We start from the raw sequence: 15,020 nt of genomic DNA on the forward strand, positions 1-15,020 counted from the left end.
TTTAATATACCTCCAGATGTAATATCATTATTTGTTTCCGAGTGAAAGGATTATAAGAAGCGCTATAACGAAGCCGTAGATAGCGGTAGCCTCTGCAAGGGCACAGCCCAGCAGGAGCGCGGTTCTTATATCGCCTTTGGCTTCGGGCTGCTTTGCTATTGATTCTGTTGCTTTAGCTGTAGCCAAGCCGATACCTATGCCTGCGCCTGCGCCTGTAAGAACGGCAACAGCAGCGCCCAATGCGATGATTCCCATATTTATTTACCTCCGTGAAGCTGTACTCTTTTTTTAGCTTTTTTTTCGTGTTTTTCTTCTTCCTCAAGAGCCTCTGCCATATACAGCGAGGTGAGGAACGCAAATACATATGCCTGGAGCAGTCCGTCAAAAAGATCGAAATATCCGCTTGCGATAACGGGGACTCCTCCCGGTATGAGATGCTTTATGAGCTCCATAACGACGAAAGCTCCGAGAACGTTACCGAAAAGTCGCATACACAGCGACAGCGGTCTCGTGACAAGGTCAAGCAGGTTTATGGGGTTCAGGAAGCTTTTAAGCCATTTTACGGGTCCCTTTTCGATTATGAACGACGCCTGCACGAGTATGATAGCCATTCCTGCAAGGGCAGCCGTCACGTTTATATCCTTTGTGGGCGGAACGAATCCGAATACGCCGATGATATTCGCAAAGCCTATGTAAATAATGAAGGTCTCGAGTATCGGTACGTACTTCTTTCCCTTTGGTCCGAGTATCCCCGTAAAGAAGTTGTCAAGGAAGTCCATGAAGGCTTCGAGTATACACTGAGAGCCTGTAGGCACTTTTTTCAGCTTTCTTGTAAGTATTATGGAAAGCAGTACGAGCACTGCGATTATTATCCAAGTTACCACACATGAATCGGGAACGGGGATACCGCCGAATACAGGTATCGTAAAGGCGGTGTGATTGTCCAGCTGTTCCATCAGCTCTTCTGCCATGATAACACCTTCTTTCAGTAAGGCAATGCGCCAAAATAATAAAACGGAGACTGCAATTACACAAATCTCCGTTGATTGAGTCCTGATAATGTACAGATACGCGTCCGACGGACTTTTTCAAGCTGCGGGAATATCGTGTCCACTTATATATAATATAACAAAAAAGGGTCATTGTCAAGACTTTGAGAAAAAATTCACATTAAAATAATAATCATAATGCTCATATGGGAGCTTATATGCATTTATCGGGGCAAACCTTTCTGAGGAAAGGTTCTTCTCCGCCCCCCTTTCCAAAGGGTTTCCCTCAATAGTTACATATAAAGCCCCATACGGGGATCATGGTCATTTACCGTCGCCTTCCGAGAGTTTTATAGCGCGGTCGAGGCGTTCAATAGCGCCGGAGTTGAGTTTTTCCGCAAGGCGTATACGGTCGAGCTCCTTTTTGAACGCATTGAGCTCGTCGGCAATGCGGCGCATGACCTCTGCGGTTTTCAGCTGCTGGTCCTCGAGGGCGCAGACTCTTTTGATGAGGTCGTTTATATTTGCGGCGAGGAGCTCGTTGGCGTTGTTCTGCTTATCGCCGAATTCCGTGAGCTTTTCACCTGCTTTAAGGGTACTTATCTTTTCATGTCCGCTGAATGTAAGCATTCTGTCTTTGGTCAGCTTCATATCAGACATTCTGTTCACTCCTTATCTTTTGGGCTTTTCAGCCGTTTCCCTGTGACAAGCACTAAGCCATGAGCATTTCTCTCCAGTAGTCAAGGGTATCCTCAATGGTCTGTTCCATGCTTATACCGGCACTCCAGCCCGTATCTGCCAGGATACGCGAAACGTCGGGCTCTATTATGGGGATATCAGAGGCTCTCATGCGGCTTGGATCCTGCCTTACTTCTATGGACTTCTTCGCCATAGAAAGCGCCGTTTCCAGTATGAAGCTTATTGCCACAGCCTTTCCTCTGCCGATATTGTATACTGTTCCGCTCCTGCCCTTTTCACCGAGGAGCCTGTAGGCTCTGACAACGTCGCGGACGTCGGTGAAATCGCGCTTTGCGGAGAGATTCCCCACGCTGATGACGGGCTCGCGTAAGCCCTTTTCTATCTCCGCTATCTGCTTGCAGAAGTCGGAAATAACGAATATCTCGCTCTGACGGGGGCCCGAATGGTTGAAAGCGCGCACCATTACGATGTCCATTTTGTAGGCACGGGCATATATTTCGCCTATCATTCCCTGACAGGCTTTGGTTGCGGCGTAGATATTGCCGGGATTGAGGGGCTCCGACTCGGAAAGCGGACAGGCTCCCTCGCGGATATAGCCGTATTCCTCGCCCGAGCCTATGAGGAGCACTCTTGTGTCCTGTTTTTCGGCTTTACGCAGGGCTTCGAGGACGTTTATAGTTCCAACGATGTTTATTTCCGCTGTGAGCTGCGGCCGTTTCCATGAGACCGACACGGAGCTCTGAGCGGCAAGATGATAGACCACATCGGGGACAGTTTCAGCGAGTATCTGCGCTATATCGTCCTTTTTCATGATATCCAGCCTGTGGATATGACATTCCTCTTTTATTTCTTCGTTCGGCAGACAGGTCGCGTGAACTTCCCAGCCTGCGGAGCTGAGCTCGCGGATAAGGTATCCGCCCACAAAGCCTGCCGCACCAATTATCAATGCTTTCAAGGGGCTGCCCTCCATTGCAAAAATCGTTCTATTTCAGTATATCGTAAAGCTGTTTCAGTATATTCTTCTCATTGAAGCTGCTCTGCACTCTTTCGGCGGCAGCTTTTCCGTATTTCTCGCGGAGCTCCCTGTTCTCTGCAAGGGTGTTTATCGCCTTTGCGAGAGCTTTCGGGTCTGAGGGCGGAACGGTGATGCCCGTTTTGCCGTTGAGACTTACGTAGGGGACTCCCGATCTGAGAGCCGTGTTTATTACGGGCTTGCCGTATATCATGGCTTCAAGCTGCACAATGCCGAAGGCTTCGCTGGTCGCTACCGACGGCAGCACGAATATATCGCAGTCGGCGTATGCCTGTTTCAGCTGTTCATCGGGGAGAAATCCGAGAAAATGGACTTTGTTCCCCATATTCCGCGCAGAAACGAAGTGTCTGAGCTTGTCGCCAAGATCTCCCGTGCCTGCGATGAAAAGTTCGCAGCCTTTCACGGATTCAAAGGCTTTCAGCAGGACTTCGACTCCTTTATAGTAGACGAGCCTGCCTGTGAAGAATACTTTCACGCTGCTTTTGTCGGAAGCCTTTTCCGTCAGGAAGGGTACGCGCTTCACGGATAGGTAGTCCTCCTGGACTATCCCGTAGGGCAGAACCCTGCATTTGCTCCTGTATTCTGGGAGATAGAGGGAGTGCTTCACGTGTCCCTCCGTAGCTGTGAGGATAACGTCCGCTCTTTTCAGCAGATAGCGCATGAAAGGCTTGTAGAAGAGCATGAGCTTCTTCTGTCTGACGATATCGCTGTGCCACGAAACTACAACTTTTCCCTTGAAGCCCGAGAGCATGAGAGCTGCGTCGGCAAGGGGGAATGGTACGTGTATGTGGACTACGTCGGCTTTTTTAGCCATTTTCCGCATATAAGCGAAGAAAGAAACGGATATCGGACATTTGAAATACGTGCCGAAGCTTCCTGCACGGGTTATGTCGACTCCGCATATCTTCTCGCGGATAGTCCTGCCCCGTCCGTCGCGGCAGACGAGAGTTTTTACGCTTACGCCGTCAAGCCTGCCGAGCTCCTCGGAATACTGCCGTATGAGGGTCTCGATACCGCCGATATGCGGAAAATAAGCCTTGTTTACTTCAAGTATGTTAAGCTTTTTCTTCATTTTGCAAGCTCCCTGTACACGTCCATGAGCATTTCCGCCGAGCGTTTCCATGTGAAGCCCTGTGCGCGCTGAAGTCCCTTCCGGCTCAGTTCTCTGCGGAGCTCCTCGCTGCTGTAGAGTCTGTACATACCCGCGGCTATGCTCTTGGTATCATAAGCGTCGCATATCACGGCGCAGTCGCCCGTTACCTCGGGGAGTGAAGCCTCGCCCGAAGCAAGTACGGGAACTCCGCAGGCCATAGCCTCGAGAGGCGGCATACCGAAGCCCTCGTAAAGGGACGGGAAAACGAACGCCAGCGCACCGCACATGAGGGGATTCATGTCCTCGGACGGTACGTATTTTGTGAAGATGATATTTTCTGTCATGCCGAGCTTTTCAACGCGGCTGTATATTCCCTGGTCGAGCCAGCCCTTTCCGCCTGCAAGCACAAGCTTCGGAGAGCCCTCGCCGACTTTCTTGAAAAAGGCGGCGTATGCCGTGATAAGGCGTTCCAGGTTCTTTCGCGGCTCGATAGTACCCACGTAGAGGAAGTAATCTCCCTCTATTTCCAGCGACTTCTTCACCTCGGGTATCCTTTCGGGCTCGGTGCAGGGGTGAAAGCGTTCCGTATCGACTCCGCAGGGAACGACGCGGATCCTGCTTTCATGCTGCGGAAAGTATCTGATTATCTCTTTTTTTGAAAATTCCGAATCGGTAACGATAAGGTCCGCACGCTTCATCGAGCGTTTCAGACCCATATCGAGCATATATTTCGTTCTTCCGCGTACCGTGCCGGGAAAGGACTTGTAGACCATATCGTGTACGGTCACGACCTTTTTTCCGTGGACAAAGGGCGGAACGATGTAGTTGAAAAAGTGGGTGATATCGGACTTCCTGCCGAAGAAAAATGAATAGGGAACGGGCAGGAAGGTGCTGACTGCACGGTATGCAAACCCCGAAAATCCCGAAGTATTGAGCTTTATGCGTTTGCCTGCGAATTTCTTCACACGCTTTACGCGCTCCTTGTCACCGCTTGTGAAAAAGCTGTATTCATAGCTGTTTTCGGGAAAAAGCTCCGCGAGAGTCTGAGTCTGTCCCAGCTCGCACCAGCCTATGCCCGTCATTTTTTCGCTGCATATGGGTACAGCGTCGAATGTTATCCTCAAATCAACTTCTCCACCTTTGATGTTCTTTTAGCGTATAAGATCTTCTATTTTTGCGGTAAGGTCTGCTATATAAGCGTCGGTGTCCCCGGTGTCAAATCCTGATGCACCGAAGAGACCGCCCTTTTCCTTACGCAATACGATCTGCTCTGTCTTTTTTAGTTCCGCATAAGCCTGTTCCCGCGGCATACCGTTTTCCAGAGCTAAAATGAGCGCATTGAGTGCGTCCAGTTTCATAATTACGTCGTTCTTTACATATCCGCCTTTTTTGGATCTGAGTACTTCAAAGCCCATAGTTTTTCCCCTGTATAAGCTTTTATATCAGCCGATTACTTCCTTGACCTTTATTTCCTTTTCAACGAGAGCAAGGTCGTTCTTTACCATGCGCTCAACGAGCTGAGAGAAGTCAATCTCGCGCTTCCAGCCGAGAGCCTTTTCAGCCTTTGAGGGGTCTCCGAGGAGTATATCAACCTCTGCGGGGCGGAAGAACTTCTTGTTTACCTTGACGATAGTCCTGCCGTTTTCCTTGTTGATTCCGATCTCGTCAACGCCTGAGCCCTTCCACTCGATGTCGATGCCGACGTGGCCGAAAGCAGTCTCAACGAATTCGCGGACAGTTCTTGTCTCGTTGGTAGCTATTACATAGTCGTCGGGCTTGTCCTGCTGGAGCATGAGCCACATAGCCTTTACATAGTCCTTTGAGTGTCCCCAGTCACGCTTTGAGTCCATATTTCCGAGCTCTACGTACTCCTGTACGCCCAGCTTGATACGTGCGACTGCGTCTGTTATCTTACGTGTAACGAACTCGATTCCGCGGCGCTCAGACTCGTGGTTGAAGAGTATTCCCGAGCAGGCGAAGAGGTTGTAGCTCTCGCGGTAGTTCTTTGTTATCCAGTGACCGTAGAGCTTTGCAACTCCGTAAGGGCTTCTCGGATAGAAAGGAGTTGTCTCCTTCTGAGGTATCTCCTGTACAAGTCCGAACATCTCTGATGTGGAAGCCTGATAGAAGCGTGCCTCGGGCTTAACTGTGCGGATAGCCTCCAGCATATTCGTAACGCCGATAGCGTCGATGTCGGCTGTGCCGAGGGGAGTATCCCAGCTTGTAGCAACGAATGACTGGGCAGCAAGGTTGTATACCTCGTCAGCCTGTGATATCTTCATAGCCGAAATGAGAGAGATAGGGTCTGTCATATCAGCGTAGATGAGAGTTACCTTGTCCTTGAGATGAGCGATATTGCCGTAATCGGCAGTAGCCTTTCTTCTCCAGATACCGTAAACGTTATAACCCTTTTCGAGCAGGAGCTCTGCAAGATATGAGCCGTCCTGACCTGTGATTCCTGTGATAAGTGCGTTCTTCATTAGTTTCTTCTCCTTTTTTATTGCATTTCGCCGGCAGATCAGACGAACTCGTTCCTGTTCTGTTCCTTGAGCTGCGCGATGACTTTTTTAACGTCCTGAGTGTTGTTCTTCGAGCAAACGAGGAGCACATCGTCGGTATCGACGATGATGATGTCTCTTGTGCCGATAGCGGCGATAAGGCGCTTGCCGCCGCAGATAGTGGTGCGCTTTGTGTCAACTGTCACAACGTCGCCGTCGATGAAGTTCTTGTCGTCGTCGGTCTCGTTTATGCGCTCAACGGCGAGCCAGCTTCCCACGTCGTCCCAGCCGAAGCTGCCGGGGATAGTATAGATGTGCTTTGCCTTTTCCATGATGCCGAAGTCTATGGATTCGCTCCTGAAAGCGGTGAACTCCCTGACAAGGACTTCATTGAACTCAGGAGTTCCGAAAGCCTGTCCTATGCGGACGGCTCCGTCATAGATATCGGGCATGAAGGTCTTGATATTGAGCATTACGGAAGATATCTTCCATACGAACATACCGCTGTTCCAGAGGTACTTGCCCGAAGCGAGGTACTCCTTTGCAGTAGGGAGGTCGGGCTTCTCAACGAAGCGCTCAACTGCGTAAACGTCCTCCTTTGCAGCGCCGAAATTGATGTAGCCGTAGCCTGTTTCGGGATACTCGGGGGTAATGCCTATAGTAACAAGGCGCTTGCCGCTCTCGGCAGCCTTGATAGCCTTTTTAAGGGTGTTGATGTAAATATCCTCATAGCCGATGAGGTGATCCGAGGGAAGTACGAGCATTATAGCGTCCTCGTATTTCCTGTTTATCACAGCTGCTGCAAATGCGATACAGGGAGCCGTATTCCTTGCACAGGGCTCGAGGAGCACGTTCTCCTTCGGTATATCGGGGAGCTGATCGAATACGAGCTCCTTATACGCTGCGTTTGTGACAACGTAGATGTCCCCGGATTCAACGAGAGGGCGCAGACGCTTTACGGTCTTCTGTATCATGGTCTCTCCGTCCTTGGTGAGGGAGAGGAACTGCTTCGGGTTGTTGTTTCTGCTCTTCGGCCAGAAACGTTCACCTCTGCCGCCTGCCATGATGACTGCTGTTATCTTCATTTTGTGTTTTCCTTCCTTTCGGTGTTCTTCGGCATGATAAGTGCTTCTGTTGTTTCAGCATTATTCTTTGGCGGGAAGAACATAGTCTTTAATGTCATGAGTATTATCTGAAGATCAAGGCGTATAGAGTAATTCTCGATATACATAAGATCCATTTTCAGCTTGTCGTAAGGAGTGGTATCGTAAGCTCCCGTTACCTGTGCATAGCCCGTGAGACCTGCCTTGACTTTAAGGCGGAATCCGAACTCGGGCATTTCCTCCTCGTACTCCCTGGTGAGCTCCGGGCGTTCCGGACGGGGACCTACCACGGACATATCGCCCTTCAGTATGTTGAAAAGCTGGGGGAACTCGTCCACACGGAATTTCCTCAGTATCTTTCCGACGGGAGTTATGCGGTCGTCCTCTTCGGTGGCAAGACGGGGCTTGCCGTCCTTTTCAGCGTCAACTATCATGCTGCGGAACTTGTACACGTAGAACTCCCTGCCATTGAGGGTAAGGCGCTTCTGCTTGTAAAGCACGGGGCCTCTGTCGTAGAGCTTTACCGCGATGGCAGATATGAGCATGAATGGAGCGGCAGGGATAAGCGCTATTACTGAGAAAAGTATGTCGAATGTGCGCTTTATGAGCTGCTGCTCGAAGTCGAGGCCGTAGTTCCGGCAGAGCATTAGAGGCGTATCGAACAGACGTATATCGTCTGCGCCTCTTATTATAATGTCCGATATCTTAGGCGCTATGTAAGCGCGCTTTGAGTGTGCAAAGCAGAATTTGAGGAAGTCGTTGCGCTGTTCCGCGGGAATATCGCAGACTATAGCGCCCTCATACTTCATTATGAGCTCCTTTACCTTTTCGGCAGGCTCGTTTATGCTGATAGACTCGCAAATCATATATTTGTCCACGCGCTGGCTCATTTTCAGGACCAGTGACGCCGCACGGTGGCTTCCGTAGATGATGACCAGCTTTCGCGGCGGATAGATCATGAAGTACAGCTTTCCCGTGAGCAGCGTCCACAGTGCCAGTATGCCAAGATCTATGCAGGACATGATAACTATGGGCATGGCAGGCATGAAATGTCTGCCGATAAGACTTATCAGGAAGTAGGATACCGTATTCACGCACAGCATGGATATCATCTGAGCGTAGAACATATCGGTCTTTTTCAGGTAGCCCAGCTTGAGACCGCCGTAGGCTCTGAAAAAGAGCCATACTATCAGGCAGTAGATAGCGATGAGCACCCAGTTTCCTCGTCTGTAGTAGGGAAGTACTATCTGTTCGCTGTAATTCTTGTACCATACAAAGGCGAAAAGCCCTGTTATCATTGCGAGCAGCAGAACGCTTGAGATAAAGGTAACAAATCTTTTATACAGGTCTTTATTTTTATTCATATCCTTTTCCGTTGCCGAGACGGATCGTCTCCTTCTGATTTGTATTTTTTTCTTTTTCTTTTGCCGTGCCGCAAATAACGACACAAAGTAATTATAACAAATCGTAAGAGCTATGTCAATATCAATTGACATATTAGGCAAAAAATGGAAACCAATTATTGCGCTTTGCACAAAAAAGGAAATCGTCGGAACTCCTGTCAGTTCCCTGATATGATACAGTTCGGGTAGTAATGCCCGAGTATCTCGCGCCAGCTCTTTCCATCGGCAGCCATGGCGTTTGCTCCGTACTGGCTCATACCTACGCCGTGTCCGAAGCCTTTGGTGGTTATTTCGGCTTCATTGCCGCAGACGCTGACCTCGAAGCTTGCAGAGCGCAGCCCGAGGGCGTCCCGTATATCGCCGCCCGATACGGTCATATCGCCGACAGCGGCGGTCAGTACTGTTCCCGAGTCGGAAACGGTCAGCACCTTCAGCCATTCTTTCATATCGCCGCCCAGCTTTACATCGGGGAAAGCGGCTTCAAGGGCGGCCTTCAGCTCCTCACGGGAAAAGGCAGTCTTTTCGCGGAAATGTGGAGCCGTCATGTCCGAGCGGCTGTCCACCTCCACAAGGTAGTCCACGGGAGCTCCCCAGACGTTCTCGGCGCTTTCCGTATAGCCCCCTGACATGGAGTGGAAAGCAGCAATGATAGGCGCGTTCTCATAGGTGATTATGTAGGGGAGCACATCGTCCACAGCCGCCGATATCTTGGCGTAGTTCTCCTCGAATCTCTCCCCGAAGCACTCCTTTGCGCGTTCTTTTGTGAAATAGCCCTGGTATTTTGAAGTGTCGTTGGAGAAATCAGCTCCTTTCAGCTCTCCGTCGGGGGAGCTCTCCGCGCTTATTCGGCGGCGTTCTGCGTAGGTGTGGGCGGCGACTGCCTGTGCTTTCAGGGCTTCTATGCCGAAATTCGCAGGCATTTCCGCGCAGACAGCTCCGATTACGTAATCGCGGACAGGAACTTCCAGGACTTTTCCGCTTACGATGTCGAGGACCTTGTAGGGCTCGGCTGAAAAGACGGGCTGTTTGTCCGCTTTTTCGGGGGCGGTGGTGTATTCTTCGGTCTGTTCCGCGTCTTCGGCGGAGCTGTCGGTCTTTCCCGATATACAGGCAGGTACCGCGGGTATCATCACAACGGAAAGAATGAGCAGCAGAACTGCTGCGGCGTGTTTTTTCATAGCGTTACTCCTTGTCTTTTTTATTTTTTATGGCTGGGAACCTAGTTCCCGGTTCTCAGCTCTTAGCTCTGATAAGAAATAATGTTTGACATTAAATAAGAAATGGTGTATAATTAATAATGAATATGTTTTAGGAGAGTGATCAGGATGCCGTCATTTATTTCGGGCGCCAATATTACAGATTTATGCAGCAAGCTTGCTGATAATTCCGCTATAGATCCAAAGCTTTATGAAAAATATCATGTCAAGAGAGGACTCCGCAACAGCGACGGTACAGGCGTAATGGCTGGTATCACAAATATATGCAACGTTCACGGCTATGTTATGAACGAGGGAGAAAGAGAACCTATACCCGGACAGCTCATATACAGAGGCTATAATGTCAACGACCTCGTTGAGAACGTTGAAAAGGACGACCGCTTCGGCTATGAGGAAACAGCTTTCCTTCTGCTCTTCGGTCATCTGCCGAACGAAAAGGAGCTCAAGACTTTCAGCTCCTATATATCCGTCAAGAGAGACCTCCCCAACGGTTTCGTTGAGGATATGATACTCAAGGCTCCGTCGAAGAATATCATGAACAAGCTGGCACGTTCCGTGCTGGCGCTGTATTCCTACGATGACGAGTGCGAGAACAAGGGACTCGAAAACGAGATGCGTACTGCGGTGAGCCTTATCGCAAAAATGCCTGTCATCATGGCTAACGCTTATCAGGTAAAGCGCAGGGTATTCGACAATCAGAGCATGATAATGCACCCCATAAACTATGAGGAAAACACGGCTCAGTGCATACTTTCACTGCTCCGTCCCGACAGAAAATACACAAAGGAAGAGGCGCAGATGCTCGACCGTCTCCTGATGTTACAGGCTGAGCACGGCGGCGGTAACAACTCCACATTCACCTGCCGCGTCCTCACATCTTCGGGTACAGACCCGTATTCCGCTTATTCATCGGCTATATGCTCCCTCAAGGGACCCCGTCACGGCGGCGCCAATCTCCAGGTCATCAATATGCTCGACAACTTCAAGGCGAACATCAGGAACTGGGAGGACGAGGGCGAAGTCGCTGATTATCTGCGAAAGACCATACTCAAGGAGACAAACGACCATTCGGGTCTTATCTACGGTATGGGCCACGCTGTATACACTATCTCCGATCCCCGTGCGATGATACTCAAGAAGAAAGCTTTCGAGCTCGCAAAGGGCAAGGAGATTGAGGCGGAGTTCCGCCTTCTCGAGACTATCGAGCGCCTTACTCCCGAAGTGTTCAGGGAAATGAAGGGCAGCACAAAGGTGATGTGCGCAAATGTCGATATGTATTCGGGACTTGTTTACAGAATGCTCGGTATCCCCGACGAACTGTTCACTCCGCTGTTCGCTATCGCACGTATGGCAGGCTGGGCTGCACATCGTATGGAGGAGATACTCACTGGCGGAAGGATAATCCGTCCTGCATACAAGGCTATCGCAAAGGAAAAGGAATACATAAAGCTCTCGGAGCGCGAATGAATCTCTGATCTATGAAGATAATGTCATTTATCGCAGCAGCCCTCTTTACGGGGGCTGCACTTACGGGCTGCACCTTTGGCGCGAGTATAGATACTCTGATGGCTCCGCCGAAGCTCAGTGCAGAGCAGGAACAGATATACGACGCCCTGACGCTGGCAGAGGGTACGGCGATAAGCCTTAAATACCCGAAATCCGGCAAATACCTGTCGGCTTTCATCATCGAGGATATCGACGGCGACGGCGGCGACGAGGCTCTCGTTTTCTATGAGAGGAATAACCATGCTCCCGATGAGAACGCCCTGCGTATAAACGTCCTCGACATGAAGGAGGACAGGTGGACGTCGGTCCACGACCTCGCGGCTGTGGGCAGCGAGATAGAAGAGGTCATGATATCGAAGCTCGGCTCGAATAACCGCATGAACCTCATTGTCGGAACGAGTATCATAAACCGCTCCGAGAAGAATGTAACCATATATATCTATTCCGACGGAAAGCTGCAGGAGACCGAGTTCTCGCTGCCGTATTCGTTCATGGACGTAAAGGACGTTGACGCTGACAGCGAATATGAGCTCCTGAAGTTCACAAAGGCTTCAAACGGCGACCCTGCCCTTGCAGAGTCGTATAAGCTCGACAGGAACGGTATGTACCACAGGTCAAAGCTGGAACTGGGCGACAATATCAGCGAGTTTGACATAAGCTACGGAAAGCTCCCCAACGGAAGCCTCGGAATGTACATCGACGAAGCCTCGGGAACAGGCTCTATCCGCTCGGACGTGCTGTATATGAACGGCAAGACCCTTGCGGCGGCTTTTGACGACCCCGAGGAGACGGAGGGTACTGAAAGACCTGCGGGCTGCGGCTCCTTCGACGTTGATTCGGACGGAAGCCTTGAAATCCCCGTACAGATAACAGCTCCCGGCTATGAAACGGCAGTGGAGGGCGAACAGCTCAAGCTTACCGAGTGGAAAAAGCTGGATAACGGCATGAAGCTGAAAAAGCGCTATACCTCATATTACAGCCTCAATGACGGCTATATTTTCATATTCCCCGAAAAATGGGTGGGAAATGTTACTGTAAAGCGCGATACCGTCAATGACGAGATAGTTTTCTGCAAATACAAGGACGGGAATATGGGGCGCGAGCTCCTCAAGATATTCTGCGCGGAGGACGTTCCCTCACGCGAGGACAGGATATCGGGAGGATATATGCTCATGCGTACAAAGGGCGATTCGGCGTACCTTGCACTTATCCCAGACAATCCTGACACCGAGGGCGACGGGCTTTCCATAACACAGGGCGAAGCCGCTGTATGCTTCAAGGTGAGAGACTGACGATACACAGCTTTACTGCTGAGAAATAACACATATCCAAACACAAAGGAGTGATACTCTATATGAAACGTATACTTATATGCGAGGACGAGGATACTATCCGCGAATTTGTTGTCATAAACCTCAAGCGCGCAGGCTACGAGGTAGTCGATGTCAACTGCGGCGAGGACGCTCTCAAGACCTTTGAGGCGGAGCACGGCAGGTTCGAGGTCGTTCTGCTGGATATAATGATGCCGGGAATAGACGGCTTCACGGTATGCAAGAAGATACGCGAAAAAAGCTCTACTATAGGCATAATCATGCTCACTGCAAGGACTCAGGAAATGGATAAGGTTAGCGGTCTTATGATAGGCGCCGACGACTATATAACAAAGCCCTTTTCGCCCTCCGAGCTTACTGCCCGTGTTGACGCCATATACAGGCGTGTGTGCATGAGCTCAATAAAGAACGAGAAGCAGTCCGTAATAGAGAGCGGTCCTTTCGTGCTAAACCTCAAGAGCCGCACAGTCACCAAGAACGGCGAGCCGATTGAGCTCACACAGGTAGAGTATCAGATACTCGAATTCTTCATGAACAACAAGAACACTGCCCTCGACCGTGCAAGCATCCTCAACCATATCTGGGGCGAGAGCTATTACGGCGACGACAAGATAGTAGACGTAAATATCAGGCGTATACGTATGAAAATAGAGGAAGAGCCTTCAAACCCCAGGTACATCATTACCATATGGGGCTACGGCTATAAATGGAATGATGTTCAGTAATGGCTAAAAAGAGTATCACCAGGCGCTGGATAGTCAACAACTTAGGCGTTGTTGTGCTTGCGCTGCTTGTCATAGATATGGCAATAATCTACGCGATACAGAATTATTTCTATAACTCTGCAAAGCAGTACCTCGTATCGAAGCTCAATGCCGTTACGAGCGTGCTGAGTATGCATTCGCAGGACAGCTCCTCCAACTTTTCGGCTGAGATGAGAAAAATGCTGGAGACCTTCAACGAGAAGGACAAAATAGAGCTTATGGCGATAAATTCAAAGGGCAGAGTCGTGCTTACCTCATCGGGATTTTCTCCCGACGCGGACGACCCCATGCCCGATTACGATGAAGCTCTCGAAAAGAGCGAGGGAGACCACGTTTACAAGCTCAGAGGCGGCGAAAAGATACTTGCGGTATCTGTTCCCATAAGCTCCATGAGCAGCGAGTACAGCGCGGTAAGAATGGTGACGTCACTGACGGCGATAGACGAGACTATCAAGAATTACGCTCTTGCGGCTTCGGTGGTATGCGTTGTGATAATCTTTATCATAATAGCTACCGGTCTGTACTTCGCAGGCTCTATCGTAAGACCGATACAGCAGATAAGCGGTATCGCCCGTAAATTCGCAATGGGCGACTTCTCGACACGTATCGACAACGACAGCGACGATGAGATAGGCGACCTCTGTACTGCCATTAACAATATGGCTGACGAGCTCTCCGCCACGGAGGCTATGAAGAATGAGTTCATATCCTCGGTTTCTCATGAGCTGAGAACTCCTCTCACCGCCATAAAGGGCTGGGCTGAGACCCTTATGATAGACGGGGGAGGAAGTCCCGACACCATGAAGAAGGGCGTAGGAGTAATAGTCAACGAGACAGAGCGACTTTCGCAGATGGTCGAGGAGCTCCTTGACTTCTCGCGTATGCAGAACGGTCATTTTACCCTGCAGAACGCAAATATGGACGTTCTTGCGGAGCTCGGCGACGCTGTGCTCATATACAGCGACAAGGCAAGACGCGAGGACAAGGAGATAATCTACAGCGAGCCCGAGATGCTCCCCTTCGTATTCGGCGACAAGAACCGCATACGCCAGGTGTTCATAAATGTTATAGACAACGCCATAAAGTATTCCTCGGCAGGGGATACTGTTACCATAATAGCTTATGAAAAGGGCGGAAACGTCATCATAAGCGTAGCCGATACGGGCTGCGGCATAAAGAAATCCGACCTTGCGAAGGTAAAGACCAAGTTCTACAAGGCAAATCATACACGCAGAGGTTCGGGAATAGGTCTTGCCGTTGCGGACGAGATAATCAGTATGCACGGCGGTACTATGGACATAACCAGCGAGGGCGAGGGAAAGGGTACGACCGTTATCATTACTCTCCCTGCTGTAAAGCAATAGGACAGATACGATAATTGATC

Annotated in this window: 15 protein-coding genes; 4 read left to right on the top strand and 11 right to left on the bottom strand. The window is 50.2% G+C overall.

The window, feature by feature from the left end; all coding sequences use genetic code 11:
- Positions 1-27 precede the first annotated feature (27 nt).
- The 11 genes from atpE to spoIID form a co-directional block, all read right to left on the bottom strand.
- Entirely contained in the window at positions 28-255 is a 228-nt protein-coding gene (gene atpE, locus IKW96_RS01880) for an ATP synthase F0 subunit C (RefSeq protein ID WP_295085431.1), read from the bottom strand.
- Positions 256-257: 2 nt separating this feature from the next.
- The gene (locus IKW96_RS01885; RefSeq protein ID WP_296569668.1) at positions 258-971 is read right to left on the bottom strand and encodes a F0F1 ATP synthase subunit A; all 714 of its coding nucleotides are present in this window, start codon (positions 969-971) and stop codon (positions 258-260) included.
- Between the two features lie 342 nt (positions 972-1,313).
- Positions 1,314-1,649, bottom strand: coding sequence for a hypothetical protein (locus IKW96_RS01890; RefSeq protein WP_296569670.1), 336 nt, complete (start codon positions 1,647-1,649; stop codon positions 1,314-1,316).
- A gap of 52 nt (positions 1,650-1,701) precedes the next feature.
- Entirely contained in the window at positions 1,702-2,643 is a 942-nt protein-coding gene (locus IKW96_RS01895) for a GDP-mannose 4,6-dehydratase (protein WP_296569673.1), read from the bottom strand.
- Positions 2,644-2,671: 28 nt separating this feature from the next.
- Complete coding sequence (locus IKW96_RS01900; RefSeq protein ID WP_296569675.1) at positions 2,672-3,793, bottom strand: glycosyltransferase; 1,122 nt, start codon at positions 3,791-3,793, stop codon at positions 2,672-2,674.
- The gene (locus tag IKW96_RS01905; protein ID WP_296569677.1) at positions 3,790-4,938 is read right to left on the bottom strand and encodes a glycosyltransferase family 1 protein; all 1,149 of its coding nucleotides are present in this window, start codon (positions 4,936-4,938) and stop codon (positions 3,790-3,792) included. Before IKW96_RS01905 ends, IKW96_RS01900 begins: the two co-directional genes overlap by 4 nt.
- Positions 4,939-4,965: 27 nt before the next feature.
- Entirely contained in the window at positions 4,966-5,229 is a 264-nt protein-coding gene (locus tag IKW96_RS01910) for a hypothetical protein (protein ID WP_296569679.1), read from the bottom strand.
- Between the two features lie 27 nt (positions 5,230-5,256).
- Positions 5,257-6,294 (bottom strand): GDP-mannose 4,6-dehydratase, encoded by a 1,038-nt coding sequence (gmd, locus tag IKW96_RS01915; protein WP_296569681.1) that lies wholly within the window; start codon positions 6,292-6,294, stop codon positions 5,257-5,259.
- Positions 6,295-6,332: 38 nt separating this feature from the next.
- On the bottom strand, positions 6,333-7,397 hold the full coding sequence (locus tag IKW96_RS01920; RefSeq protein WP_296569683.1) for a mannose-1-phosphate guanylyltransferase: 1,065 nt from the start codon (positions 7,395-7,397) through the stop codon (positions 6,333-6,335).
- Positions 7,394-8,779, bottom strand: coding sequence for a sugar transferase (locus tag IKW96_RS01925; RefSeq protein ID WP_296569685.1), 1,386 nt, complete (start codon positions 8,777-8,779; stop codon positions 7,394-7,396). The genes IKW96_RS01920 and IKW96_RS01925 overlap by 4 nt, the downstream gene beginning before the upstream one ends.
- A gap of 197 nt (positions 8,780-8,976) precedes the next feature.
- Positions 8,977-9,996 (bottom strand): stage II sporulation protein D, encoded by a 1,020-nt coding sequence (spoIID, locus tag IKW96_RS01930; protein ID WP_296569687.1) that lies wholly within the window; start codon positions 9,994-9,996, stop codon positions 8,977-8,979.
- A 147-nt stretch (positions 9,997-10,143) separates the two neighbouring features.
- Between spoIID and IKW96_RS01935 the strand changes: the two genes are divergently transcribed.
- The 4 genes from IKW96_RS01935 to IKW96_RS01950 all read left to right on the top strand — a co-directional run bounded on the left by IKW96_RS01935 (position 10,144) and on the right by IKW96_RS01950 (position 15,000).
- Complete coding sequence (locus tag IKW96_RS01935) at positions 10,144-11,502, top strand: citrate synthase (RefSeq protein ID WP_296569688.1); 1,359 nt, start codon at positions 10,144-10,146, stop codon at positions 11,500-11,502.
- Between the two features lie 11 nt (positions 11,503-11,513).
- Positions 11,514-12,833, top strand: a complete 1,320-nt coding sequence (locus IKW96_RS01940) for a hypothetical protein (protein WP_296569689.1) — start codon at positions 11,514-11,516, stop codon at positions 12,831-12,833.
- A 62-nt stretch (positions 12,834-12,895) separates the two neighbouring features.
- Positions 12,896-13,597 (top strand): response regulator transcription factor, encoded by a 702-nt coding sequence (locus IKW96_RS01945; protein ID WP_296569690.1) that lies wholly within the window; start codon positions 12,896-12,898, stop codon positions 13,595-13,597.
- Positions 13,597-15,000, top strand: a complete 1,404-nt coding sequence (locus IKW96_RS01950; protein ID WP_296569691.1) for a HAMP domain-containing sensor histidine kinase — start codon at positions 13,597-13,599, stop codon at positions 14,998-15,000. Before IKW96_RS01945 ends, IKW96_RS01950 begins: the two co-directional genes overlap by 1 nt.
- The last annotated feature ends 20 nt before the right edge of the window (positions 15,001-15,020 follow it).

Origin of the sequence: Ruminococcus sp. (genome assembly GCF_017549005.1) — a bacterium.
GTDB lineage: Bacteria > Bacillota > Clostridia > Oscillospirales > Ruminococcaceae > Ruminococcus.

What these genes read in the sequence shown, in the direction of transcription:
- atpE (WP_295085431.1), bottom strand. Translation starts at nt 255, where the DNA reads ATGGGAATCATCGCATTGGGCGCTGCTGTTGCCGTTCTTACAGGCGCA.
- IKW96_RS01885 (WP_296569668.1), bottom strand. Translation starts at nt 971, where the DNA reads ATGGCAGAAGAGCTGATGGAACAGCTGGACAATCACACCGCCTTTACG.
- IKW96_RS01935 (WP_296569688.1), top strand. Translation starts at nt 10,144, where the DNA reads ATGCCGTCATTTATTTCGGGCGCCAATATTACAGATTTATGCAGCAAG.
- IKW96_RS01950 (WP_296569691.1), top strand. Translation starts at nt 13,597, where the DNA reads ATGGCTAAAAAGAGTATCACCAGGCGCTGGATAGTCAACAACTTAGGC.
- gmd (WP_296569681.1), bottom strand. Translation starts at nt 6,294, where the DNA reads ATGAAGAACGCACTTATCACAGGAATCACAGGTCAGGACGGCTCATAT.
- IKW96_RS01945 (WP_296569690.1), top strand. Translation starts at nt 12,896, where the DNA reads ATGAAACGTATACTTATATGCGAGGACGAGGATACTATCCGCGAATTT.
- IKW96_RS01900 (WP_296569675.1), bottom strand. Translation starts at nt 3,793, where the DNA reads ATGAAGAAAAAGCTTAACATACTTGAAGTAAACAAGGCTTATTTTCCG.
- IKW96_RS01910 (WP_296569679.1), bottom strand. Translation starts at nt 5,229, where the DNA reads ATGGGCTTTGAAGTACTCAGATCCAAAAAAGGCGGATATGTAAAGAAC.
- IKW96_RS01940 (WP_296569689.1), top strand. Translation starts at nt 11,514, where the DNA reads ATGAAGATAATGTCATTTATCGCAGCAGCCCTCTTTACGGGGGCTGCA.
- spoIID (WP_296569687.1), bottom strand. Translation starts at nt 9,996, where the DNA reads ATGAAAAAACACGCCGCAGCAGTTCTGCTGCTCATTCTTTCCGTTGTG.
- IKW96_RS01890 (WP_296569670.1), bottom strand. Translation starts at nt 1,649, where the DNA reads ATGTCTGATATGAAGCTGACCAAAGACAGAATGCTTACATTCAGCGGA.
- IKW96_RS01920 (WP_296569683.1), bottom strand. Translation starts at nt 7,397, where the DNA reads ATGAAGATAACAGCAGTCATCATGGCAGGCGGCAGAGGTGAACGTTTC.
- IKW96_RS01925 (WP_296569685.1), bottom strand. Translation starts at nt 8,779, where the DNA reads ATGAATAAAAATAAAGACCTGTATAAAAGATTTGTTACCTTTATCTCA.